A 22,351-nucleotide genomic window follows, 5' to 3' on the forward strand; every position below is an offset into this window, starting at 1 on the left:
TCCATGAAGCTGCGTTTCAATCTCGTTTTGGGTGGGTTTATATGCGCAGTAATGGTGACTGGCGCTGTTTTTGCGCCGTGGATTGCGCCTTATCATCCCGTTATGGATGCAGATCTGATGAATGCGGAGTTGCCGCCCGATAGTCAGTTTTGGTTTGGCACGGATGCGCAGGGCCGTGATGTTTTTTCACGTCTCCTTTACGGCGCGCGGGTCTCTTTGACAGTTGGCGTTGTATCGCAATGCATCAACACCGTTATTGGGCTTTGTCTCGGTATTTCTGCGGGTTATTTTGGTGGTTGGTGGGACGATTTTGTAACAGGCCTCACCAATTTGATGCTTGCAATTCCTTCTCTGATTTTTGCTCTCGCGATCATGGCGGTACTTGGGCCTGGTCTGCCAAGTCTGCTCTTGGCGCTTGGTCTGACAAACTGGTCTTGGACGTGTCGTATTGCGCGCAGTTCTACCCTATCTCTTAAAAAGCAAGGTTATATTCAGGCCGCCAAGATGCTTGGTTATGGCGATAGTCGCATTATGATCACGCAGATTGTGCCGAATATCATCGGCCCAATCCTTGTGATTGGCACGCTTGGAATGGGAGAAGCTATCCTCGCCGAAGCAGCACTTTCTTATCTCGGCCTTGGCATAAGCCCGCCAGAGCCCAGCTGGGGCAATATGCTGACAGATGCGCGTGAACTGATTGTAAATGCGCCATGGGCGGCAATTTTCCCCGGTCTCGCTATTTTCTTTGCGGTGCTTGGTCTTAATCTGTTCGGTGACGGTCTGCGTGACTGGCTCGATCCACATATGAGGACGCGCAAGGCATGACTGAACATGCGCTTCTTGAGGTGGAAAACCTTCGCATTGATCTCAATTCGGGTTCGACCTCGCATAATGTGGTTGAAGACGTGTCTTTCACCATTGGTGCTGGCGAAACTTTCGGTTTGGTTGGAGAGTCCGGATGTGGAAAGAGCATTACCGCACTTTCCATGATCGGACTGCTGCGTAAGCCGCTGTCTGTTGCAGGTGGCGCAATACGCTTCAAAGGGCAGGACCTTCGGAAAATATCAGCGCGCGACATGCGTAAACTACGCGGCAATCGCATTGCGATGATTTTTCAGGAGCCTATGACAGCCCTCAATCCCTTGTCGCCAGTGGGGCGACAAATTGCTGAAATGTTTGTGTTGCATCAGGGGGCAACATGGCATGAGGCGGAACGCAGAGCCGTCGAAGCACTGGCAAGTGTCCAGGTTCCGGCGCCGGATCAGCGTGTAAAAAATTATCCTCACCAAATGTCGGGTGGTATGCGGCAGCGCGTGATGATTGCGATTGCACTGGCTTGCGACCCCGATCTTTTGATTGCTGATGAACCGACCACGGCACTTGATGTTACAGTTCAGGCTGAAATCTTACGCCTGATGCAGGAACTTTGCACGGAGCGGGGCACATCGGTGCTGATGATCAGCCATGACCTCGGCGTGATTGCCAAGATGTGCCGTCGGGTGGGGGTCATGTATGCAGGACATCTCGTCGAGGAAGGTATGACCGCAGATATTTTCCAGCATCCTGCGCATCCTTATACGCGTGGTCTGCTGGCCTCGCTTCCCAGGCTTGGATCCCGTCAAAAAGACGGTCAGCGAAAGCTGCAAGAAATTGAAGGCGTGGTTCCATCGATTTCTGCCTTTCCCGAAGGTTGCAGGTTCGAGCCACGCTGCACGCATACAACCGATATTTGTCGAACTGAGAAACCGGGCCGGACCCTATTATCTGATTTGGGCTCCGTAAGGTGCTTCCATCATGAGTGAAGTGAATTCCACCAATCCAGCTGAGCCTCTTGTTCGCGTTGACGATCTCTGTGTCAGATTCCCCATTAGTGGCGGAATATTTAGCCGTTCAAAGCAATTCCTATATGCAGTCAATAATCTCAGCTTGACCCTAAACAAGGGGGAATGTCTGTCGATTGTTGGGGAATCTGGCTGTGGTAAATCCACACTCGCGCTTTCAATCGTAGGACTACAGAAGCCTACCAGCGGCGAGATTTATTTCGAGGATAGGCCGATTTCGGGCGCGAACGAGCCGTCGCGGATTGAACGTGCAAAAATGGCGCAGATGGTCTTTCAAGATCCGTTTGCATCGCTCAATCCTCGCCAGACAATTCACACATCACTCGCAGCTCCTTTGCGGCTTCATGGCGTTAAGTCGCGTTACGAAGTTGACGGGCGCGTTGAAGAAATTCTGCGTCTTGTCGGCCTGAAACCTGAACAGGCTCGACGTTTCCCGCATGAGTTTTCGGGCGGTCAGCGGCAGCGTATCGGAATAGCGCGTGCATTGTTGCTCAATCCGAAAGTGATTGTGCTGGATGAACCGGTTTCGGCGCTTGATGTATCGATCCGTGCGCAGATTATCAATCTGTTGCTGGAACTCAAAGACCGGTTGGGCTTATCCTATATCATGATCAGCCATGATCTGAGTGTCGTTGAACACATGAGTGATCGCGTGGCGGTCATGTATTTCGGACAGATTGTGGAAAGCGGGCGGTGGGACCAGATATTCTCGAACCCGACGCATCCTTACACGCGCCGATTAATATCCGCCATTCCTGATCCTGTTGCCGAATTGACGGGTAAGCAGTTGATTGATGAGAATAACGCTCCAGAGCCGCCTGATGGGTATCAGTTCTATCCGGAAGGTTTTGGCACTCATGATGTTCATCAGCCTCCTCAATTGACGCAGTTGATTGACATTGGTGAAGGCCAAAACGTCCGCGTTATTGAAAGACTATGAGTTATGATTTTAGTTAGATGATTGTCGTAAGCGTTTGAAAATTAGTTCGCCAATTGGGATTGCGGACGTCGCAGCTGGTGATGGTGCGTTGCACACATGTAAAACGCGCTTTGACTGAATAAACTTGAAGTCGTGAATGAGTTCACCGGTGTTTGAAACGGCTTGAGCGCGTATTCCTGCCCGATAAGGAAGCAAATCATCGCTTTGTAGTGAAGGACAATATTTTCGACATTTCTCCAAATAACTGGATTTGAAAAGGCTATCTTTGAACTCCTGAATGCCGGATTGCAGATTGTTCGACATAACTTTCCAGAAACCCGGAAATTTCACATAGGTTGCCATGTCATGAAGGTTGACTGAGAGTTTTGCATAACCCTCACGAGACATGCCAAGCACAGCATTTGGTCCCACGGTCAGTTTGCCATCCATCATTGGCGTTAAATGAATGCCGAGGAACGGCATAGACGGATCGGGCACGGGATAAATCATGCGTTCGACGAGATTACTCAGTTCAGGCTTCAAAGCGTAGTATTCACCGCGAAATGGCACGATCTGAAAATCTATCGCTTGCCCCGAACGCTGTGCGAGCCGGTCGGCTTGAAGCCCGGCACAGGCAATGACATGGCGACTTTCCCAGACGTCCTTGTCTGTATGGATTCTTACCGCATGCGTAAGTTCTTCGATGCGGTCAACTTTCACGTTGAACATGATCGTGCCGCCCGCATTTCTGATCATATCGCCCATAGCTCTTGATACGGCGCGATAATCAACAATTCCACTTTGCTCAACCAGCAAAGCACCAAGTCCGGTAACATGGGGTTCGAGTTCGATAAGCTCCGCCGGAGTTAAACGTCGGCATGTTATACCATTCGCAGCAGCATTCGTTTCGAGATTTGCTAGGCGTTGCAATTCCATCTGGTTGGTTGCGACGACTAATTTTCCGGGCGTGCGGTAGGGAATGTTATTTTCAGCGCAAAACTGCTTTGTTATGCGTTCGCCAGCCCGGCAAAGTTCGGCCTTCAGGCTTCCGGGCTTATAATAGATACCGGCGTGAATTACGCCGCTATTATGCCCAGTCTGGTGCGCGGCAAGTGAGCCTTCTTTTTCCAACAGAAGAATGCGTGCATCGGGTTCGCTTTTGACAATCTTCAACGCAGTTGCCAAGCCGACGATGCCACCTCCCACAATACAATAGTCGTACATATTAGCGCCCAAGATCTGCTGTATGACCAATTCCAGTAATTTGTTACATGAAGAAAAATTAAGGTCAATCAGTCGGGCATAGATGCTAAGGTTCAGAATACGCATCTTTGTTTGGGCGAATGATTATAGAAAATATAGCGTCTGTGGTCGGATGGTTCTGGCGGATAAAACATTCTTAAAAGTGAATGTAGATAGGTTGCCAAAGAACGCTTGTTGCCCCAAATAGTTGGTTGATTGAATGGTCATTATGAAGAGAAATGGATAAAAAGTGATACGATTAATATCTGGTTTTCTGTTTCTCTTTCTGGCGCTTAGCTCTAGCTCGCATGCTTTAGAAGCTCGGCCGCCAGCAGCATTAGAACCGCTGCCGCAACAGATGCAGGCTGCGCAATTGACGTCAGAGTTTCTGACACGTTTCCATTACAAGCCAGTTCCGCTTGATGATAAGCTATCAGCGGTGGTTATGGATCGATTTATCGACTCGCTTGACCCGGAACGGCTTATCTTTTTGCAATCCGATATCGATAGCTTCATGACGAGCAGCAAGAAAATCGATGATGCCATCCAGAAGCAGGATTTGAGCATACCGTTTGCAATTTTTAATATTTATCAGGAGCGTATTACTGATCGCATTACTTATGCGCGCAACTTGCTCAAGGATAATTTTGATTTCACCGTAGAGGAAAGCTACCCTCTGGCCCGCGATAAAGGCCCTTGGCCTAAGACCTCTGCTGAGCGGGACGACCTTTGGCGCAAGCGCGTTAAGAACGATTGGCTGCGCTTGAAGTTAGCCGGCAAGAATGGCGCCGACATTCGTGAAACGCTTGGAAAGCGTTACGATAATTCACTGGCGCGTGTCTTTAAGTCGAAACCAGAAGATGTATTCCAGACGTTTATGGCCGCGTATACGACTTCGGTTGATCCCCATACGGATTATTTCGGGGCTAAGGCGTCCGCCGAATTCGATATTTCTATGAAGTTGTCTTTGGTTGGTATTGGCGCTGTTTTGCAGGAAAGAGACGATTACACGACTATTCGTGAACTTGTAGCAGGTGGCCCAGCACAGTTGTCGGGTAAGGTCGCTGTGGGTGACAGAATTGTTGGAGTAGGACAGGATAAAGACGGTCCGATCAAAGAAGTTGTTGGAATGCGCCTCGATGAAGTTGTGGAGTTGATACGCGGCGCGAAAGGCACAGTTGTAAGGCTGGATATCCTACCAGCAGATGCAGGACCAGATGCGACGCATCATATCGTCAGTCTTGTGCGTGATAAGATTAGTCTTGATAAACAGGCAGCCAAGCAGACGATCCTGTCCGTAAAGGATGGCGATAACACCCGTAAGATTGGCGTGATTACACTTCCTGCGTTCTACGAGGATATTGAAGCACGCCGTAAGGGCGACAAGGATTATCGCAGCGCCAGCCGCGATGTTGCGAAGCTTATCACTGAGCTGAAAAAAGAGAAGGTCGATGGCATATTGTTCGATCTGCGCAACAATGGTGGTGGCTCATTGTCAGAAGCTATTGACCTCACTGGTTTGTTTATAGGCAAGGGGCCTGTTGTTCAGCAGCGCAATGCAAAAGGGGAAGTGAAGGTTGAAAGCGACGATCTCCCAGTACCCGCATGGGATGGGCCGCTCGGAGTTCTAATTAATCGCGGATCTGCTTCCGCTTCCGAGATTTTTGCAGCTGCAATACAGGATTATGGTCGTGGTGTTGTTATCGGCGAGCCGAGTTTCGGTAAGGGCACAGTCCAGACAGTTGTTAATCTAGATGAAGTTGTAAACAATCCTGAACCACAATTTGGCGAACTGAAATTTACGGTTGCGCAGTTTTTCCGGGTTAACGGCGGTACAACCCAGTTGCGCGGTGTGACGCCCGATATTAAGTTGCCAGGGCTTTATAACTTGGAAAGTTTCGGAGAATCGAGCTTTAAGAACGCGCTGCCGTGGACCGAGATTAAGCCTGCAAAATATAAGCCCACAGGCGATGTGAAGAAATTGATCCCATCCCTGCAACAGCTGCATAGTAAACGTGTCGAGAACGAGCCTGAATTCCAGAGTTTCGTCCAAGATATCGATACTTTACAACAGGATCGCGAAAAAAAATCTATATCGCTCAATGAAACAGAGCGTCGTAATGAGATGAAGGCGAGAGCAGATCGTCTGAAGTCTCGTGGACAAGATAGTGCTGAGATAGAATCTTCCAGCGATGATGGATTGCAAGCAAATGAGCGAAGCCTGAGTGCTGATCTTGCTATCGAACAAGCACGCGCTAAAGCCAAGGATGTACTGCAAAATGAAGCTGCTGCTATTACTGCGGATTTGGCGGACTTGCAGAGCGCAAAAGTAAATTCAGCTCAAAAATAATAGCTGGTCAAGCGACTTAAACTAGCTGGCTTCTGACGATTCAGAAGCCAGTTAGTTTTTTACATACCGGTTCATACCAATTTCTTTTGCCGTGGCGCGACGGTGAATTTCGGCCATGGTCAAATGAAACGCTGCGTTACGTTGCTCAAGCTTCGCATGTTCGGCCAGATGGGCCGGAACAAGCTCCCGGATTTCGGCTAAAATAGCGGCTTCATCGATTGTGCGCATAACGCCCTTATCAACGACGATTTCACCAGCAACCATAACCGTCTCAATCGACGAGCCATTCTCGGAATAGACAAGGTGCTTGGCTATATCGTTGAGCGGCGTAAAGCTGAGCGTTGTGAGGTCGATGATCAATAAATCGGCAGCCTTGCCAATTTCAAGCGACCCAGTGACGTGTTCAAGCATCGCGCTGCGTGCGCCGCCGATTGTCGCCATGGTCAGTATTTCTTCAGCCCTGATCCATTGCGTGTGATCGGGACCGGATACGCTGTGGATCAGCCCTGCCACACGCATCACATCAAAGATGCGCGCGGTATCATTTGAGGAAACGCCGTCGGTTCCAAGGCCGACATTCACGCCAGCACTCATCAATTGACGAACAGGCGCAATGCCAGCACCAAGCTTCTGATTGGAAATAGCATTATGCGCAACAGAACAACGCGCATCGCCCATCTTTTCGATGTTTTGTTCGCTGACCCAGACAGAATGCGCAATCGTGGTATTTCGAGAGAGAACCCCCAGATCGTGCATATAGGCGATCAGGCTTTTGCCGTAGAGTTCGGGGCCGGTCACGGCCTGCGTTTTGGTTTCCAGAACATGCGTGTGCAATGGCACACCCATTTTGACAGCCAGTTCATGGCATGCCTGCAACAGATCGGGCGTGCAGCGCTGCGGTGCGGATGGGGCGATCATGAAGTTGATACGGCCCGCCGTGCCGTGCAGGGATGAGAAAGCCGAACGGCAATAATCCATATAGGCATCCGCCGACATGGCCGGACCGAAATCAAGCGCATCCTGCAATTCTTGCGGCATGACTTCGCGGGCATAGGGCAGTGCATCGAGCGTATGAATATTCATCGCAGCGCTCGATACATTCGCACGGATACCGGCATCCTTATAGGCTTTGAACACCGTTGAAAGCCGGGAAAGATCGTGTGCAGGCGGATCGAAGAAATCATCGCACAGGGTGGTGACACCATTGCGCAGAGATTCCATCGCCAGAAGCATGCTGCGCAGATAAAGCAGCCGCTGGCCGATGGCTGGCCCCATCAGCAGCGGATAGGCATAAAGTAGCCAGATTTCCAGTGGCATGCCTTCATATCGGCCACGAAAGAAGGTCTCGCTTGAATGTGTATGCGCATTGATAAGCCCCGGCATGACGAGACGGTCTTTTCCATCAAACACAACGGCATCAGGCTTTGCGGCAAGACCGTTGCCAATTGCTGAAATCCGACCATTCTCAATCAGAATATCGCCTTTAACTGGGCGACTTCCATGCTGCGCGCACATGGTCAGAATGGTAGCATTTCTGATGATCGTCTGATTTATGATCGCCATGACAGGTCTTCCCACAATTACTGATCGCGCAACTCGCCAAATCCATTGGCAGCCTTGGTGCCACCACGCATCTGCGTACTGATCCAGATACCGATAACCGTTGCAATATAGGGCAGAGCAAGCAGCAAATCGTGCGGAACACGATCGCCAAAAGCCAGCTGCGCCCTGATGCCAAGCGCCCCCACCACAGCAAAAAAGACCGCAGCAAGACTTGCACCAATGGGATGACCAGCGCCGAAGATAACTGCAGCGAAGCCCATAAATCCGCGACCAGCGGTCATATTCTGGGTGAATATCTGAAGGCTTCCGGCGGCAAGTTCCGCACCGGCCAATGCGCATAGAACGCCGCCAACCATCAGCGCCACAAGACGCATCAAGGCGGGATTAATACCAACGCTACGCGCTGCAAAAGGGTGTTCCCCTGCTGCCGCCAGACGCAAGCCAAAACGCGTGCGTCGTAAGACAACCCACATGGCAAATACCACAAACGGCATGAGAAGTACGAGGATCGAAAGAGAGCCGTAAGCGCCGAAGGCAGGACCGATACGCGGCAGACCGAAAGGTGCACTGACTGCGGCCTGTGTGCCAAAAATTGACTGAACGGCAAGTGCTGTTCCGCCTAGGCCTAATCCCGTCAGCCCCAGACCAGCGATGATCTGGTTGGCTTTGAGTTTTTCAACCACGAACCAGAACAATATTGAACCAACAATGCAGACGGCAATGGCAATCAGAAGCGCTGACCAGATCGATTGTGTGAGCACAATGCCAACGATCGTTGCGCAGGCACCAGCGATCATCAGACCCTCAAGACCAAGATGCCAGACGCCGGTCCGCTGCGCGATAACACCCGCAAGGGTGACATATATCAGCGGCGTACCTGAGCGCAGGATAGCAATTACGAAGTCTTCCATATCCGTCCTCCGAGTTTTGCTATCCGGTCAACGACACTGGATTTTGCAGTGATAAAGAGAGCGATAGCCGCATTGATAATATCGATGGCTGATGACGGCAGGCCCGCCATGATCGGCAGATACAAAGCTGCCGAGGCTAGCCCACCGAAAAACAGCGCAACAAACGCCGTTCCGACCACGGAGAAATTGGCAACGAGTGCGATCAGAATTGCGGTAAAGCCGTGCCCCGGCAGGAAACCGCCCGTGATACGACCGTTCGGCCCCATAAATTCTATTGTTCCGGCAAGACCGGCGAGTGCGCCGCTGAGCAGAAAACTCGCAAGCCCGATGCGCCATGTGCGCGCGCCCTGCCATTGCACCATTGTCGGATTGCGTCCAGCAAGCCCGGACAGGACGCCAAAAGCCGTACGGTTGACCAGAAACCACATGGCAAGGCCCACGATTACAGCAATTGCAATGATGGTTGGCGAAAGCCCGAGCGAGTCACTGATACGATAATTGCCTGCAAGCGGTCGGCTTGATGCCTGCTGTCCGGTTCCAGACGGGTCTTTGAGTGGCCCCGCCGTCACGTAAAGCAGAAACAGACCTGCGATGAAATTGCCCATCAGCGTCGTGATGACTTCGTCCGCCCCCGATTTGAGCCGCAAAAGCCCCGGCCACAAGGCCCATAATGCGCCGCCGGTCATCCCAGCAAGAAAGCAGGCCGTTATAAGAACCGGCGCAGGCGCACCATTCAACCATTCCGCCGTGAAAGCAGCGGCAATGGCACCCATGTAGAACTGTCCTTGCGCGCCAATGTTAAAATAACCAGCGCGAAAAGAAACTGCGACACCTACAGCCGTAATGAACAGCGGCAAGCCCCAGCGTAGAGCCTGTTGCAGTGCACCGGGTCTTAAAAATGCGCCTTCAGCAATCGACTGGAACATCAGTCCAGTCGAATAGCCTGCGGCCTGAAAAATGATGCCACATAATGCGAGACCAATCAGGATGAAGATCAGCGCACGAAAAACGGAAACAAACCGGTCGATCATCGATGAACTCCTGTCATGGCGGCGCCAACCGCGGCAAGATCATAGGGTGGCCGGAATTCAGCGACGATGCGTCCCGACAGCATGACAATCACGCGATCCGAAATGTCAAAGATTTCATCAAGGTCAGATGAGATAAACATCAGCCCGCATCCCCGCGCCCTTGCTTTGCGCATGGAATCCCAGACAAATGAGGTGGCTCCAATATCCAGCCCACGTGTCGGCTGGGCAGCAAGAATGAGACGCGCATCCTCGTCCATTTCACGCGAGAGGATCACTTTTTGCGCATTACCACCAGACAGTGAACCGGCGCGCTGCCCCACTTCCGAATAGCGCACGTCCCATTGTTTGAGGGCAGCATCACATTCTTTGCGAATTGCGGAAGGGTTGATCGTCGACAGAAGCGGCATCTGAAGAAGATTGCGCGCGGCCCAGTTTTCCCAAAGCGAACTGGTCAGGCTCAGACCTTCGACATTGCGTTCAAAAGGAATGATGCGAAGTCCGGCTGCCCGTCGTGCTGCGAGCGGCGCATCGGTCAGCTCTTTATCATCTAACGCAATCGTGCCCTCAACGACATCGGCCATAGCAGCGATTGCGCGAACGAGTGTCCGCTGTCCGTTGCCCTCAACACCTGCAACGCCGATGATTTCACCGGGACGAATTTCGAGATCAACATGATCAAGCGCCGGTCCTTCCGGATCGGGGCGCGTCGATACCTTATTCATACGCAATATCGGTGCAGTTTTTCCTGCAACGACATTCTCATTTTCATGCGTATGGGTAACAATCGTGCTGCCAGTCAGCGCTGCCTTGTCGTCGGCATTAAGATTTTTAGCCGCATTTGCACCAATGATCAGCTCTGCAAGCTTATCGGCATCAATCGCATCGCATGGGAGCGGACCGTCAACCAGCCTTCCGCCGCGCAGCACCGTAACCGTATCGGCGATTGCCAGCACTTCGCGTATTTTATGCAGGATCAGGATGACGGTGACACCGCGCTCTTTGAGACGGCGAACCCGCTCAAAAAGCTTGTCCGCACCTTCTGGCGATAAAACTGCTGTTGGCTCATCCAGGATGAGAAGCTTAGCTTCCGAAACAAGCGCTCGCGCGATTTCCACACCCTGTTGCGTTTCAACTGCCAAATCACGAATGCGCTGACTGGCTTTCACTTTGACATCAAGCGCGTCGAGATGCGGTTGCCAGCGCCTCTCCAGTTTGCCTTTGGAAAACAGACCGCCGCCTTGAGCACCAAACTGCATCGCTTCCGCCACAGTGAAAGACGGCGGCAGCGCAAAACTCTGATGCACCAGTTCAACACCCATGTTGCGGGCGTCTTTGACATTGCCGCCCACGATTGGGCGTCCATCTATTCTGAGTTCGCCCGATGCCGGGCGAACAAGGCCAGCCAAAACTCTGGCGAAAGTGGTTTTTCCTGCGCCATTCTGGCCTACAACGGCATGGATTTTTCCACGCTCGAAGACGGCTCCGACATCGCAGAGTGCAACGATCTGACCGTATCGCACGGTCACATCGCGGCATTCAAATATGGGCTGGCTGGCCTTGGTCATTGCGGCAGATCCGGTCAGAGCGTTGTGTTGAAGGGAACTTTCAGTGATCCGTCCAGAATTGCGGCGCGCGCGGCTGCAATTTCCGGTTCAACTTCCTTCGCTCTGGCGACGAGGTCAGCCGGGCCTTCCTGCGCGAAAAGCGGCGACAGGATGAAATCGATAACGCCGGTTCCAAGACCTGTGTGCTCGTGGGTACCACCCGCAAAATCACTGCCATTGGCTTTCTTCACTTCGTTATAAAGTGAAGTGCCAAAATCAAGACCGACGATCGAGATGACATTCTTCGGACCTTGTGGGAACTGCGCCGGATCAAGGACACTTACCAGACGACCTTCGCCTTCTTTTGCAGCTGCAATAATGCCGAAATCGGTTGCTGCTGCATCGGTCTGGATGAAATCAATGCCGCTCGAATACATCTGCGTGGCAATTTCCTGTCCCTTTGCCGGGTCCTGAAATGAACCTGCAAAAGCAACGGCAACCGATGCATCAGGGCGAACAGACAATGCGCCTGCCTTGAATGCATTATAGTCAGCATTGATCGGAGGAATAGATACGCCACCGATGAAGCCGAGCTTGCCGGTTTTGCTCAGACGCGCTGCAAAAATGCCCGACAAATAACAACCGAGATAATAATCATAAGAAACCGTGACGACATTCGGAATTGCTGGCTCAAACGGATCAGCGAATAGCTGCACCCATTTTGTATTCGGATAGGATGGAGCAAGCGCTTTGAATGGTTCCGCCACTTCATTGAATGTTGAAACGATTACGGTAGCACCCGCGTCGCCTAAAGTGCGGAATATGGTTTCGTAAGTGGCAGGGTCTTGTGCATAGACTGCGCGATACTGAAAGCCTTGCTCTTCTGAAAGCTGTTTTAGCTTGGCAATCATCGAATCCACAGCACTTGCGTCACCAGCTGCTTGAGTATGCACGAGCGCTACAAGGCCACCTGCCGCAAAAGATGCTGCGGTCATCAGACCGCTGGTCATGCTGAATGCAGCCAAACCAGCTGAGGTTTTAAGAAAGCTTCTGCGATCAATCGCATGGCGCAGAATATTTATTTCGTTTGATTGCTTGTTCGTCATGTTCCCGTTTCCTTGCTCTGGAAGTTCATTATCCGAGTTATTATTGGGGCGACTGTAGCGCCGCCCTTAGGCTTTTGCTTTTAAGCGCCCGGCGAAAACGAAGCCGGGTTCATAATCATCACATCCTGCGTCTGGATAGCATCGAGTGCCCACACCCCAGCGATGAATGTCTGCCATTCAGGGTCGGCATACATCGCGGCGCGACGTGCTTCGCGATCAGCAAGACTGTCATAGCGCCACATGAGCACCGTGCGGTGTAAATGTCCGATTTCACTGACATAAAGGCCGAGAAACGTATTGAGATGCCGCTTCTGGATCGGCAAGCCTTCTGTCTCATATTTCTTGAGCCAGCCATCGACCGTACCGGGTTTGAAAGTATATGTGCGATGTTCGACGATCACAGGGATGCCTCCTCTAAAATGAATTCGGCAGCGCGCTCGCCGATCATGATCGCGGGAGCGTTGGTGTTGCCACTCGAAATAATTGGCATGATTGACGCGTCTGCGACACGCAGACCTTCCACGCCGTGAACTTTAAGCCGCGCATCAACCACGGCCATCGGGTCATTGCCCATCTTGCAAGTTCCAACCGGATGAAAGGTGGTCATCGCATTGGCGCGCAGCCATTTGGTTAGCTCTGCATCGCTTTCAACGTCCGGTCCGGGGGCAAGCTCCTTGCCCCGATATTTATCGAACGCCTTTTGCTTGATCACATCGCGCGTCATGCGGATTGCATTGATCATGGTGCGAATATCGAACTCGGTTTGCAGATAATTGGCATTGATGCGCGGGCGATCCATCGGATCAGCGGAACGCAAACTAATCTGGCCACGGCTTTCCGGATTGACCGGGCCAACACGCAGCGAGAAGCCATGATTGGCTTCTACGCGCTCTTTTTTGAACGGATTTGGAAAGTGCAGATTTGCGGTTTTTTCAAGCGCAGGCATGAAATGAAGCTGAATGTCAGGAGCGGCCAGATCGGTACGTGATTTAACAAATGCGCCTGCCTCATAGGGGAAGGTCGTGGTGATACCTTCCCCAAACAGCATCCCTTGAATAACCGACCATGTCAGTTTATCGGCGCGCAGATCGGAATAAAGCGTAACCGGTTCCGGGCATTCGTAAGCCATCACGCAATCGACGTGGTCCTGAAGGTTTTTGCCAACACCGGGCAGGTCTTTTACGACTTTGATGCCATGTTCTGTGAGCTCACTTGCTGCACCAATACCGGACAGCATCAGGATTTGCGGAGAATTGACCACACCCGCCGACAGGATAACCTCGCGGTCAGCATGGACCCTAGCCACTTTGCCCTTGCGGCTGTACTCAACGCCAATAGCACGATCATTTTCAATCAGAATACGCCGCGTATGAGCGCGGGTGATAATGGTCAGGTTTGGCCGCTTTTTAGCCGGGCGCAGAAAAGCATAGGCTGTAGAGCAGCGCTTACCTGTGGTGATGGTAAAGTCGTAACGGCCAAAGCCCTCCTGTTCTTCACCATTAAAATCATCATTGAGCGGATAACCAGCTTGTTCGCCTGCTTGGTTGAAAACATTCAGCAAGCCATTCCAGCCGCGCGCACGGCAAACAGTCAGTTCGCCTTTTGTGTTGTGAAAGGCATCTTTGCGCTGCACATGGGTTTCGGAACGAAGAAATGCAGGCAGTACTTCATCATAAGACCAGCCTGTCGCGCCCATCTGCGACCAGCGATCATAATCATGACGATTGCCACGGACATAGATCATGCCGTTGATGGTCGATGTACCGCCAAGCACTTTGCCACGAGGCCAATAGAGCGATCGATCATTGAGGTGTGGTTCAGGCTCGGTGTGATAATGCCAGTTGTAAATGCCCGAATGAAACAGCTTTCCCATCAACATAGGAAGGCGGAACAGCGGATTAAGATCTTTTCCGCCCGCTTCCAGCAGCAGCACCTTATTGGTCGGATCCGCTGAAAGACGGTTGGCCAGAACGCAACCAGCGGAACCTGCACCGATGATGATGTAATCAAATGTTGCCGTTGCAGCCATGTTACCAATTGATGGGTTCAGCACCCATCTCCTTCAGAAAATCATTGCAGAGAATGAATGGATTGGGACGGGACAAAACATTGTCCGCAAATGCCGGATGATCGCGCAGAACGCAGCGCAGGTTGCCACCGATGGTTTCGTCTATGCCTGCAAGTTTAAGTGCCTGTTCGGCAGCATCACCAAAGCCCAGAAACACCAGTTGTTTACCGCGTGCTGCGAGCACACGCAGAGTTGCCACGATCAATGGACGCCAGAGAACGAGATGCCCCTGAGACTGATGCGCATCCACATCGACCCGGAAGCGCGTAAGCGTCAGAGACGCATTGAGGAGCAGTGCACCCTCAGAAACCCAGCGATCCGCAATAGTGGAAGGATGTTCCAACTCAACCGTGCCACTTTCAATCGCATCTAAAGTCTTCGGCCAATCCGCAAAACTGCGCGCATAGGACAAATCTCCGGTGCGCGCGGCAACGATCTGCTGCGTGTAAGCGCGGATGCTTTTAGAAAACATCTTGTTGAGTTCATTCCAACCAGCCAGATTACCCGCTTCGAAGGCGCGCCCGGTTGCAAAGCCTGGCTCAGGATACGGGTCCTGTCCGAGAACCACGCAGCGAACATCATCAGGCGAAATACCATCAAAGGCGCGCAGGCAATGCGTAGCGACCGGCATTCCCGGAAAGTGTTTGCCGCGGCGAACCGGAAAAATCGGCTCCCAGATTTCCAGCTCAAGTTCTGGCGCAATGCCATCAAAATCAAGGGCAACATTGCCGAGAAGTACGCGCCATGGCTCAGGCAGATCGGCGGGCCAATCTGACAGAAATTCCTCCATTGCAGTTTTTAACCGCACAGTCATTCGCACCCTCCCCAAGGTTGCGGTAGTCAGGCAATTTTAAGAACCTGACCGTTTTGTCAGCTTTTTATGGAAAGAAGTTGACCATTTTGTCAACTTCTTTTTTATTGGTCACTCGATTCTATTGGTCTCTTACTGTTGTATGAGTAGACCAGTGGATGCGCGCGCATGTCTGACTGGGATGATTAATCTCAGAAAAGCACTTGAAAACAATGGGATAACCAATGGCAGAACATAGCAGATCGGCGGAAGTGGAACCTGAAGATCAGGTGGTTTCTGATGAAACGATCAGAGCGCGCAACATCCTCAAGATATTGACCGCCGCTGTGGAGATATTTTCTCGAAAGGGGCTTGATGGTGCGCGCATAGTTGAAATTGCCAAAGCTTCGGGATTACCAAAGGGAAATGTCTATTATTATTTCTCATCCAAAGAAGAGATTTACAACGCAGCAATCGACCGGCTGATTCATAGTTGGGATGATGCATTCAAGCACATTTCAGCTGACCGTGAACCAGCAGAAGCCATCGAAGCCTATGTTCGCGCCAAGCTCACTCATGCATGGGAAAATGCAGCCGAAACGCGTCTGTTTGCCAATGAGATTTTACAGGGGGCGGAGCATCTCTCGCTCGATGCGCGTGAACACATGCGCAGGGTCACGGCTGAAAAGGCGAGCGTCATCGACGCATGGGCAGCATCGGGCAAAATCATGCCAGTCGATGCGCGGCACCTGTTCATTCTGCTGTGGTCAGCAACCCAATTTTATGTCGAGTTTGAAGCTCTCGCCTGTGATGCGCTTGATGTTGATAAGCTCGTAGAAGCCGATTATGTGAAAGCAGCGAAAACAATCACCACCACGATTTTACGCGGCTTGCTTGTAAACACAGCCTAGCTTTGGCTGCAAAGGGCGCTGCCCTGCTTTTGAATTAGAATAATGATTGTTGTTGGTGTTCCCAATAGATAAAAATACCTCCCAACTTTGTGATTGTAATCAATATTTTTCTTTTATTTAAAAGTGATAAGAACCGTTCGAATCGAATTGCAACGGAGTCTATCATGAAGCTTTACTATAAGCCGGGAGCTTGTTCTCTTGCCCCTCATATCGTTTTGAGCGAAGCAGGTTTTACCTACGATCTCGAAACAGTTGATTTGAAGGAAAAGAAGACTGCAAGTGGTGCAGAGTATTTGAAGATTAATCCGCGCGGTGCAGTCCCAGCTATCGAAGTTGAGCCGGGTAAAGTCATCACCCAAAATTCAGCAATCCTGCAATATATCGGAGATCATTCCGATGTAGCTGCATTCAAACCAGCTTATGGCACGATTGAACGCGCTCGCTTGCAGGAAGCACTCGGTTTCTGTGGCGATCTGCACGTTGCTTTTGGTGGTCTGTTTGCGCCAAATCTTTCTGATGAGGCCAAGGCTTCTGTAGTAGGGTCAATCAATCGCCGTATGAGCCAGTTTGAAGCTATGCTTGGTGAAGGCCATCCATATTGGCTTGGTACGGAGTTCACGCAAGCGGATGCTTATGCAGCCGTCATTATTGGCTGGGGCTTGCTGATGAAAGTCGATCTTTCAGCTTATCCTAAGGCGCTTGCTCTTCGTGAACGAGTTATGGGTCGCCCCGCTGTGCAGAAAGCTCTTAAGGAAGAAGGGCTTATTTAAGTGATTAAAAAGGCCAGGGATTAAATATCTTTGGCCTTTTTAGATAGTTACGGAAACGGTGTTTGGTCGGTGGGGTTTGTGTTGGTTAGTCGTGGATGATTAGCTGGAACCATGTATCGAGAAGGCGGCTCCGCTTAAGTCCATCAAGATAGACTAAAAGCTCTGAACCTAGTTCAATGGCTTTTAGTGATGTTATTTTAGAACGACTGGCATTTGCTACTAAGCCAGATTGTCGAAGTATCGTTTGTCCGTCAGGGGGATAGGACAAACATGATCGCTTGTTCGGCGATGTTCACTTCGTTCTGGGATGAGCGCAGTCCAGGGCAACCACATAATCTTGAGGCACTGTTACGGCAAATTTCGCGGCATCGTAATGCCATTTGCTGACATCAGACAAAGGCACGTTATAGGCAAGGTCTATGCGTCCCTCTGACAAAGCCTCCAATAGTTCCTCGCCGGTATCGTGAAAGTCATGGACTAAGCTCTGTGCTCCACATTCCGAGACCGATGAAAGCGACTATTTAAAACTTCAGGATTGGCAGAATTTCTGGACTGTAAATTCTCGCTGACGTTGATGTATTTGCGAATAATAGACGGAAAAAGTCTTCCCTCTGTTACATTTTCTTACAGATTAGATATCATTTATTTAAAATAGAAAACTTACGTTTATCATCCAAATTTCTGCAGACCAGAATTCGATCTATAATAAATTGGGAATATCAAGCCGTAAGGTATAATTACGCAATTCTCTGTATAAATGTCGTCGGCAATATCTTTGTTATCGGCGGGAGATAAGTTTGCTTGTGATGCCATTCTAAATGGTGAAGAAAGCAGGAATAGTATTGCTATCCAAAAAATAAATGGAAGCAGTGCGATTGCGATATTTATGTAATATGATTGATCCATAGAGCCAATCATGATCTGCTAATCACATACTAACAAGAAATTAGTTTCTCAAATAATTTGACAGCGTGCCATATTTTACCCTTTTGAGCATACAGATCATTCCAAATTTTCGATTGATTATTTTCTGACGTGATCGAAGTGGTTTAATCTTAGTCTCAAATCATCTATGCATGATGTGACTACGTTAAGCATAGCAAGGCTAAAAGATGTTTGAGTTTGATGATCCGCGCTTTCGTCCCTTGTGGACACGGGTTTTAATCGCGGGTAGCTGTCTCGCTTGGGCTGCATTCGAAGTTTTCATGGGAAGCATCGGTTGGGCCATGTTGTTCGGTGCGCTTGGCCTGTGGGCATCTTTTCGTTTTTTCGTCACCTACAATCCCGATAAGAAAAAGCCGGAATAGAGCATCTCCTTGCTGAGCGAGCGGTGCTTACAGCGCCGCAACAAATATATAAAACCGAAGCTGATTATTTTTCAGCACAATGGTTTGAAATTCTCTCCGCTTCTCAACGCGCTTGGAATCTTCTCACACTGAGATGTTATAATTCTCCTGTTTTTCCATAAAATGTGAGTCATTCAATGACTTCGTGACTCGTTTTGCGTTTCAATGTGCCTTCCGCTTGGGGAAATGACGCCGCATATCCGTAATTAACATGATTTTAAAACACGATATCACATTTCAATCGTTATAATGTTAGTGGGATTATTGTTATGATCTCAAAACGGTGTTACGTCCGGCATGTCTCAGCCCAATAAGGGCGTGTCTTAAAGACATCTGCATGGAGATTGCCAGTAAATGAGTTCCGCTTCCCCCGCTTTTAACAAAACCCAGCGTGCAGTCTGCATGCCACAAACGCAGCTTCTTCGGGAGCAGGGCGAATGACAATGGTAGGTAATTACGCGCCGCTCGTTTTGGCTGGCGATACAGATGTTATCAATCTGCAATCTGTTGGCGAATATCTTGATACATGGGCAGGCCAAGATCACTTGCGTCTCGCAACAAGCAATGTGATCAAGGCAATCTTGGCTGGATCAGGTCGTCTCGCTGGTCGCATCGCGCGCGGCTCGCTTCCAGGGAATCCGGGCAAGCTCGTCGGCGTTAATAGCGATTCCGACCAGCAAAAAAGCATTGACGTTGGTTCGCATAATCTCTTTGTAGAACTGCTGATTGCGGCAGGCGCTGCATCGGTACTGTCTGAAGAAGCAGAACTTCCGGTTCCGGGCAAAGCCGATGGTCTGGTCGCTGTCGCAATCGACCCGCTTGACGGATCGGGCAATGTTGGCCTTGGCGCACCACTTGGCACCATTTTCTCGATTTTTCCTGCTGATGTTGACGAGCCGTTTTTGCAGCCGGGCAATCGCCAGCTGGCGGCAGGCTATGTCTCGTTCGGCAACTCGATTGATCTTGCGCTTTCGGTTGGGGAAGGCGTGATTTTCGCGACGCTCGATCCTGTCAGCGGTATCTTCCAGATCACGCGTGAAAATGTGACACTCCCTGAACGTACGTCAGATCTCGCCTATAACGCATCCGTATATCGTCACCTGTCGGCTGGTATGAAGGCCTATGTCGATGATTGCTACAACGGCAAGGACGGTCCACGCGGACGCAATTTCAATATGCGTTGGTTGGGTGCAGCTGTCGGCGACATGCATCGCATCATGCAGCGCGGCGGCATCTTCTTCTACGTGGACGATGCGCGTCCGGGCTATGAAAAGGGCCGTCTGCGCCTCGTTTACGAAGCCAATCCAATTGCTTTCCTCAGCCAGCAGGCTGGTGGCAAGGCGACCAATGGTTCCACACCGATTCTCGATATTATTCCTGAAACCTATCACGAGCGCAGCGCGCTGGTGTTTGGCGTTGCGGAAGAAGTCGATGTTCTCGGCGAATATTACGCGCGTTCGCTCTAGTTCTTTATTTCTACGCATGTCGTCATCGGAAAACCGGTTCCCACTTTTCCGCGACATGCTCTAATTAGGAGGAAACTCAGATGGCACGTATTACGCTCCGTCAATTGCTCGACCACGCTGCTGAACATAGCTATGGCGTTCCGGCTTTCAACATCAATAACATGGAACAGGCGCTTGCTATTATGGAAGCTGCCGACGCGACCAATTCGCCGGTTATCCTGCAGGCGTCACGCGGTGCGCGTTCTTATGCGAACGACATTATGCTCCGTCACATGATGGATGCGGTCACTGAAATCTACCCGCATATCCCGGTTTGCGTGCATCTCGATCATGGCAACGAAGCCGCCACTTGCATGACCGCAATTCAGGCTGGCTTTACATCCGTCATGATGGACGGCTCGCTCAAGGCGGACGGCAAGACGCCTGCTGACTGGGACTACAACGTCTCCGTTACACGCCAGGTCAGCGAAATGTCCCATCTTGGCGGCATTTCGGTTGAAGGCGAGCTTGGTGTTCTCGGTTCGCTCGAAACCGGCATGGGTGAAGCAGAAGACGGCCACGGTGCGGAAGGTCAACTTTCACATGACCAACTTCTGACAGACCCGGATGAAGCTGTGAAATTTGTTCGCGAAACCAAGGTCGATGCGCTTGCAATCGCTATGGGAACTTCGCACGGCGCTTACAAGTTCAGCCGCAAGCCGGACGGTTCTGTGCTTGCCATGAACGTGATCGAGGAAATCCATCGTAAGTTGCCAAACACGCATCTTGTTATGCATGGCTCGTCTTCGGTGCCGGAAGATTTGCAGGAAATCATCAACAAGTACGGCGGCAAGATGAAGCCAACCTGGGGGGTGCCTGTTGAAGAAATCCAGCGCGGCATCAAGCATGGCGTGCGCAAGATCAACATCGACACCGATAACCGCATGGCGCTGACGGGCCAAATCCGCCGCGTGTTGCAGGAAGACCCGAGCGAGTTCGATCCACGTAAGTATCTCAAGCCTGCAATGGCTGCGATGACCAAGCTCTGCAAGGATCGCTTCGAACAGTTCGGCACCGCTGGCCATGCTCAGTCAATTCGTCCAATCCCGCTGTCGGATATGGCAAAGCGTTATCGCGATGGTTCGCTGGACCCGAAGTTCAGCTAAGAATTGCAATTTACGGCAACAAAAAAGCGGCGGGTTTCCCCGCCGCTTTTTGTGTTTTGGGACGTTGTTCAGACAATCAGCACTTGTTGTACTTGGCGTCGACTTCGTTGATCGCGTCAACATTGCCAGCCGAACGCCCATTTTCGTCAAAGGTCTGTGCAAGGAACGCATCAGCAATGGTCTTTGCAACTTCCGAACCGATAACGCGTGCGCCCATGGTGATGATCTGCGCGTTGTTGGAAAGTGCTGCACGTTCTGCCGAATAGGTGTCGTGGGTCAGCGCTGCGCGGATGCCTGGAACCTTGTTGGCCGCAATGCAAACACCGATGCCGGTGCCGCAAACCAGAATTGCGCGGTCATAGGTGCCGTCGAGAACGGCGGATGCAACGCGGTCCGAGAGGTTTGCGTAGAATGTGTCTGCGCCAGCATCCGTGCGGGAGATTTCGGACACTTCAAAACGATCCTTCAGATAATCTGCAAGAACCTTGGCCAGACCTTCGCCAGCGCTATCGCCTGCTACTGCTACTTTCATGATATTGCTCCTTAATTTGCTTTGATGGTTTTGGCGCATTTCGCCAGAATGTCGAGATAGCCTTCCACGTTCCATGCCGAACGACCAATGAACAGGCCGTCGATATGCGGGCAGGCAATGAGTTCTTCGCAATTGCCGGGATTGACCGAGCCGCCATAAAGGCAAGGCACGCGACGGCCAAGGATACCTTCCGCAACAGCAATAATTTCGGCCTGACGGGCATCGGCGTAATCTGCCGAGGCTGGAATGCCGTTTTCGCCAATTGCCCACACAGGCTCATAGGCAAACAGGATTTCGGCTTTCTTCTGTTCATCCGAAAGTTTGGAAAGTGCGCCGCGCACTTCTTCAGCAAGCACTTCCGCAGCGCGTCCGCTTTCGCGGTCTTCGAGCGTTTCACCAATGCAGATAAGCGGGATCAGGCCGTGACGAACGGCTGCTTCAACCTTGAGGCCAACAGTTTCGTTGGTTTCGCCGAAATTTGCGCGACGTTCGGAATGGCCAAGCTCAACGATGTCGAGATTGCAATCCTTGAGCATTAGCGGCGAAATTTCGCCGGTCCATGCGCCTTGATCAGCCCAGTGCATGTTCTGCGCGCCAACTTTGACCGATGTATTGGCCAAAATGTCTTTGACTTCACGAACATAGGTAAAGGGTGGAATGACAAAGCGCTGAATATCCGCTGAACGATCGCCATCGGCTTCTTTCAGCTTTTCTGCAAAAACGCGGGCTTCGGCCAGCGTCTTGTTCATTTTCCAGCTCGTACCTACCCAGAATTTGGACATGCTCGAATGCTCTTTCTGCTTGTGTAAATGCGGT

Annotated in this window: 20 protein-coding genes; 9 read left to right on the forward strand and 11 right to left on the reverse strand. The window is 51.1% G+C overall.

Going from position 1 to position 22,351, the window contains the following annotated elements; all coding sequences use genetic code 11:
* The first annotated feature begins 3 nt into the window (after nt 1–3).
* From J2782_RS07905 to J2782_RS07915, 3 genes are read left to right on the forward strand one after another with little or no spacing between them, the layout of a single operon-like run.
* Nucleotides 4–825 carry an ABC transporter permease gene (locus tag J2782_RS07905; RefSeq protein ID WP_310011182.1) on the forward strand — a complete coding sequence of 274 codons (822 nt, stop codon included), beginning with the start codon at nt 4–6 and terminating at the stop codon, nt 823–825.
* Nucleotides 822–1,802: an ABC transporter ATP-binding protein gene (locus J2782_RS07910; protein ID WP_310011185.1), complete on the forward strand. Its 981-nt coding sequence runs from the start codon at nt 822–824 to the stop codon at nt 1,800–1,802. Before J2782_RS07905 ends, J2782_RS07910 begins: the two co-directional genes overlap by 4 nt.
* Complete coding sequence (locus tag J2782_RS07915; RefSeq protein WP_310011186.1) at nt 1,795–2,781, forward strand: ABC transporter ATP-binding protein; 987 nt, start codon at nt 1,795–1,797, stop codon at nt 2,779–2,781. Before J2782_RS07910 ends, J2782_RS07915 begins: the two co-directional genes overlap by 8 nt.
* 9 nt (nt 2,782–2,790) lie before the next feature.
* Here J2782_RS07915 and lhgO read toward each other — a convergent pair whose 3' ends face one another.
* On the reverse strand, nt 2,791–3,984 hold the full coding sequence (gene lhgO / locus J2782_RS07920; protein ID WP_310011188.1) for an L-2-hydroxyglutarate oxidase: 1,194 nt from the start codon (nt 3,982–3,984) through the stop codon (nt 2,791–2,793).
* A 271-nt stretch (nt 3,985–4,255) separates the two neighbouring features.
* Between lhgO and J2782_RS07925 the strand changes: the two genes are divergently transcribed.
* Nucleotides 4,256–6,352 (forward strand): carboxy terminal-processing peptidase, encoded by a 2,097-nt coding sequence (locus J2782_RS07925; protein WP_310012284.1) that lies wholly within the window; start codon nt 4,256–4,258, stop codon nt 6,350–6,352.
* Between the two features lie 51 nt (nt 6,353–6,403).
* On the opposite strand, the gene J2782_RS07930 is transcribed toward J2782_RS07925, so the two are convergent.
* From J2782_RS07930 to J2782_RS07965, 8 genes are all read right to left on the reverse strand, one after another.
* On the reverse strand, nt 6,404–7,906 hold the full coding sequence (locus J2782_RS07930) for an amidohydrolase family protein (RefSeq protein WP_310012286.1): 1,503 nt from the start codon (nt 7,904–7,906) through the stop codon (nt 6,404–6,406).
* A 26-nt stretch (nt 7,907–7,932) separates the two neighbouring features.
* A complete protein-coding gene (locus tag J2782_RS07935; protein ID WP_310011189.1) occupies nt 7,933–8,826 on the reverse strand; it encodes an ABC transporter permease in 894 nt (297 codons plus the stop codon).
* Nucleotides 8,811–9,857 (reverse strand): ABC transporter permease, encoded by a 1,047-nt coding sequence (locus tag J2782_RS07940; protein ID WP_310011191.1) that lies wholly within the window; start codon nt 9,855–9,857, stop codon nt 8,811–8,813. Before J2782_RS07940 ends, J2782_RS07935 begins: the two co-directional genes overlap by 16 nt.
* On the reverse strand, nt 9,854–11,422 hold the full coding sequence (locus J2782_RS07945) for an ABC transporter ATP-binding protein (RefSeq protein WP_310011193.1): 1,569 nt from the start codon (nt 11,420–11,422) through the stop codon (nt 9,854–9,856). Before J2782_RS07945 ends, J2782_RS07940 begins: the two co-directional genes overlap by 4 nt.
* A gap of 14 nt (nt 11,423–11,436) precedes the next feature.
* The gene (locus J2782_RS07950; RefSeq protein ID WP_310011194.1) at nt 11,437–12,507 is read right to left on the reverse strand and encodes a BMP family ABC transporter substrate-binding protein; all 1,071 of its coding nucleotides are present in this window, start codon (nt 12,505–12,507) and stop codon (nt 11,437–11,439) included.
* Nucleotides 12,508–12,587: 80 nt separating this feature from the next.
* Entirely contained in the window at nt 12,588–12,908 is a 321-nt protein-coding gene (locus tag J2782_RS07955) for an NIPSNAP family protein (protein ID WP_310011196.1), read from the reverse strand.
* Nucleotides 12,905–14,536 carry a GMC family oxidoreductase gene (locus J2782_RS07960; protein WP_310012289.1) on the reverse strand — a complete coding sequence of 544 codons (1,632 nt, stop codon included), beginning with the start codon at nt 14,534–14,536 and terminating at the stop codon, nt 12,905–12,907. Before J2782_RS07960 ends, J2782_RS07955 begins: the two co-directional genes overlap by 4 nt.
* Nucleotide 14,537: 1 nt before the next feature.
* Nucleotides 14,538–15,389, reverse strand: a complete 852-nt coding sequence (locus J2782_RS07965) for a uracil-DNA glycosylase family protein (protein WP_310011197.1) — start codon at nt 15,387–15,389, stop codon at nt 14,538–14,540.
* A 221-nt stretch (nt 15,390–15,610) separates the two neighbouring features.
* Between J2782_RS07965 and J2782_RS07970 the strand changes: the two genes are divergently transcribed.
* From J2782_RS07970 to fba, 5 genes are all read left to right on the forward strand, one after another.
* Nucleotides 15,611–16,276, forward strand: a complete 666-nt coding sequence (locus J2782_RS07970; RefSeq protein WP_310011199.1) for a TetR family transcriptional regulator C-terminal domain-containing protein — start codon at nt 15,611–15,613, stop codon at nt 16,274–16,276.
* Nucleotides 16,277–16,440: 164 nt separating this feature from the next.
* Entirely contained in the window at nt 16,441–17,046 is a 606-nt protein-coding gene (gst, locus tag J2782_RS07975; RefSeq protein ID WP_310011201.1) for a glutathione transferase, read from the forward strand.
* 1,112 nt (nt 17,047–18,158) lie between these two features.
* Nucleotides 18,159–18,353, forward strand: coding sequence for a DUF3329 domain-containing protein (locus tag J2782_RS07980; RefSeq protein WP_310011204.1), 195 nt, complete (start codon nt 18,159–18,161; stop codon nt 18,351–18,353).
* 476 nt (nt 18,354–18,829) lie between these two features.
* Complete coding sequence (locus tag J2782_RS07985) at nt 18,830–19,858, forward strand: class 1 fructose-bisphosphatase (RefSeq protein WP_310011206.1); 1,029 nt, start codon at nt 18,830–18,832, stop codon at nt 19,856–19,858.
* A gap of 80 nt (nt 19,859–19,938) precedes the next feature.
* A complete protein-coding gene (fba, locus tag J2782_RS07990) occupies nt 19,939–21,003 on the forward strand; it encodes a class II fructose-bisphosphate aldolase (protein WP_310011208.1) in 1,065 nt (354 codons plus the stop codon).
* 76 nt (nt 21,004–21,079) lie between these two features.
* On the opposite strand, the gene derI is transcribed toward fba, so the two are convergent.
* Nucleotides 21,080–21,535 carry a D-erythrulose-4-phosphate isomerase gene (gene derI, locus J2782_RS07995; RefSeq protein WP_007878291.1) on the reverse strand — a complete coding sequence of 152 codons (456 nt, stop codon included), beginning with the start codon at nt 21,533–21,535 and terminating at the stop codon, nt 21,080–21,082.
* An 11-nt stretch (nt 21,536–21,546) separates the two neighbouring features.
* Nucleotides 21,547–22,317 (reverse strand): triose-phosphate isomerase, encoded by a 771-nt coding sequence (locus J2782_RS08000; RefSeq protein WP_310011210.1) that lies wholly within the window; start codon nt 22,315–22,317, stop codon nt 21,547–21,549.
* Nucleotides 22,318–22,351: the final 34 nt, after the last annotated feature.

Origin of the sequence: Brucella pseudogrignonensis (assembly GCF_031454375.1) — a bacterium.
In the GTDB taxonomy this organism is placed as follows: Bacteria; Pseudomonadota; Alphaproteobacteria; order Rhizobiales; family Rhizobiaceae; genus Brucella; species Brucella pseudogrignonensis_A.

Bases quoted from the DNA above. Each gene is read 5' to 3' on its own strand.
- J2782_RS07905 (WP_310011182.1), top strand. From the start codon at position 4: ATGAAGCTGCGTTTCAATCTCGTTTTGGGTGGGTTTATATGCGCAGTA.
- J2782_RS07910 (WP_310011185.1), top strand. From the start codon at position 822: ATGACTGAACATGCGCTTCTTGAGGTGGAAAACCTTCGCATTGATCTC.
- J2782_RS07915 (WP_310011186.1), top strand. From the start codon at position 1,795: ATGAGTGAAGTGAATTCCACCAATCCAGCTGAGCCTCTTGTTCGCGTT.
- lhgO (WP_310011188.1), bottom strand. From the start codon at position 3,984: ATGTACGACTATTGTATTGTGGGAGGTGGCATCGTCGGCTTGGCAACT.
- J2782_RS07935 (WP_310011189.1), bottom strand. From the start codon at position 8,826: ATGGAAGACTTCGTAATTGCTATCCTGCGCTCAGGTACGCCGCTGATA.
- J2782_RS07940 (WP_310011191.1), bottom strand. From the start codon at position 9,857: ATGATCGACCGGTTTGTTTCCGTTTTTCGTGCGCTGATCTTCATCCTG.
- J2782_RS07945 (WP_310011193.1), bottom strand. From the start codon at position 11,422: ATGACCAAGGCCAGCCAGCCCATATTTGAATGCCGCGATGTGACCGTG.
- J2782_RS07950 (WP_310011194.1), bottom strand. From the start codon at position 12,507: ATGACGAACAAGCAATCAAACGAAATAAATATTCTGCGCCATGCGATT.
- J2782_RS07960 (WP_310012289.1), bottom strand. From the start codon at position 14,536: ATGGCTGCAACGGCAACATTTGATTACATCATCATCGGTGCAGGTTCC.
- J2782_RS07965 (WP_310011197.1), bottom strand. From the start codon at position 15,389: ATGACTGTGCGGTTAAAAACTGCAATGGAGGAATTTCTGTCAGATTGG.
- J2782_RS07970 (WP_310011199.1), top strand. From the start codon at position 15,611: ATGGCAGAACATAGCAGATCGGCGGAAGTGGAACCTGAAGATCAGGTG.
- gst (WP_310011201.1), top strand. From the start codon at position 16,441: ATGAAGCTTTACTATAAGCCGGGAGCTTGTTCTCTTGCCCCTCATATC.
- J2782_RS07980 (WP_310011204.1), top strand. From the start codon at position 18,159: ATGTTTGAGTTTGATGATCCGCGCTTTCGTCCCTTGTGGACACGGGTT.
- J2782_RS07985 (WP_310011206.1), top strand. From the start codon at position 18,830: ATGACAATGGTAGGTAATTACGCGCCGCTCGTTTTGGCTGGCGATACA.
- fba (WP_310011208.1), top strand. From the start codon at position 19,939: ATGGCACGTATTACGCTCCGTCAATTGCTCGACCACGCTGCTGAACAT.
- derI (WP_007878291.1), bottom strand. From the start codon at position 21,535: ATGAAAGTAGCAGTAGCAGGCGATAGCGCTGGCGAAGGTCTGGCCAAG.
- J2782_RS08000 (WP_310011210.1), bottom strand. From the start codon at position 22,317: ATGTCCAAATTCTGGGTAGGTACGAGCTGGAAAATGAACAAGACGCTG.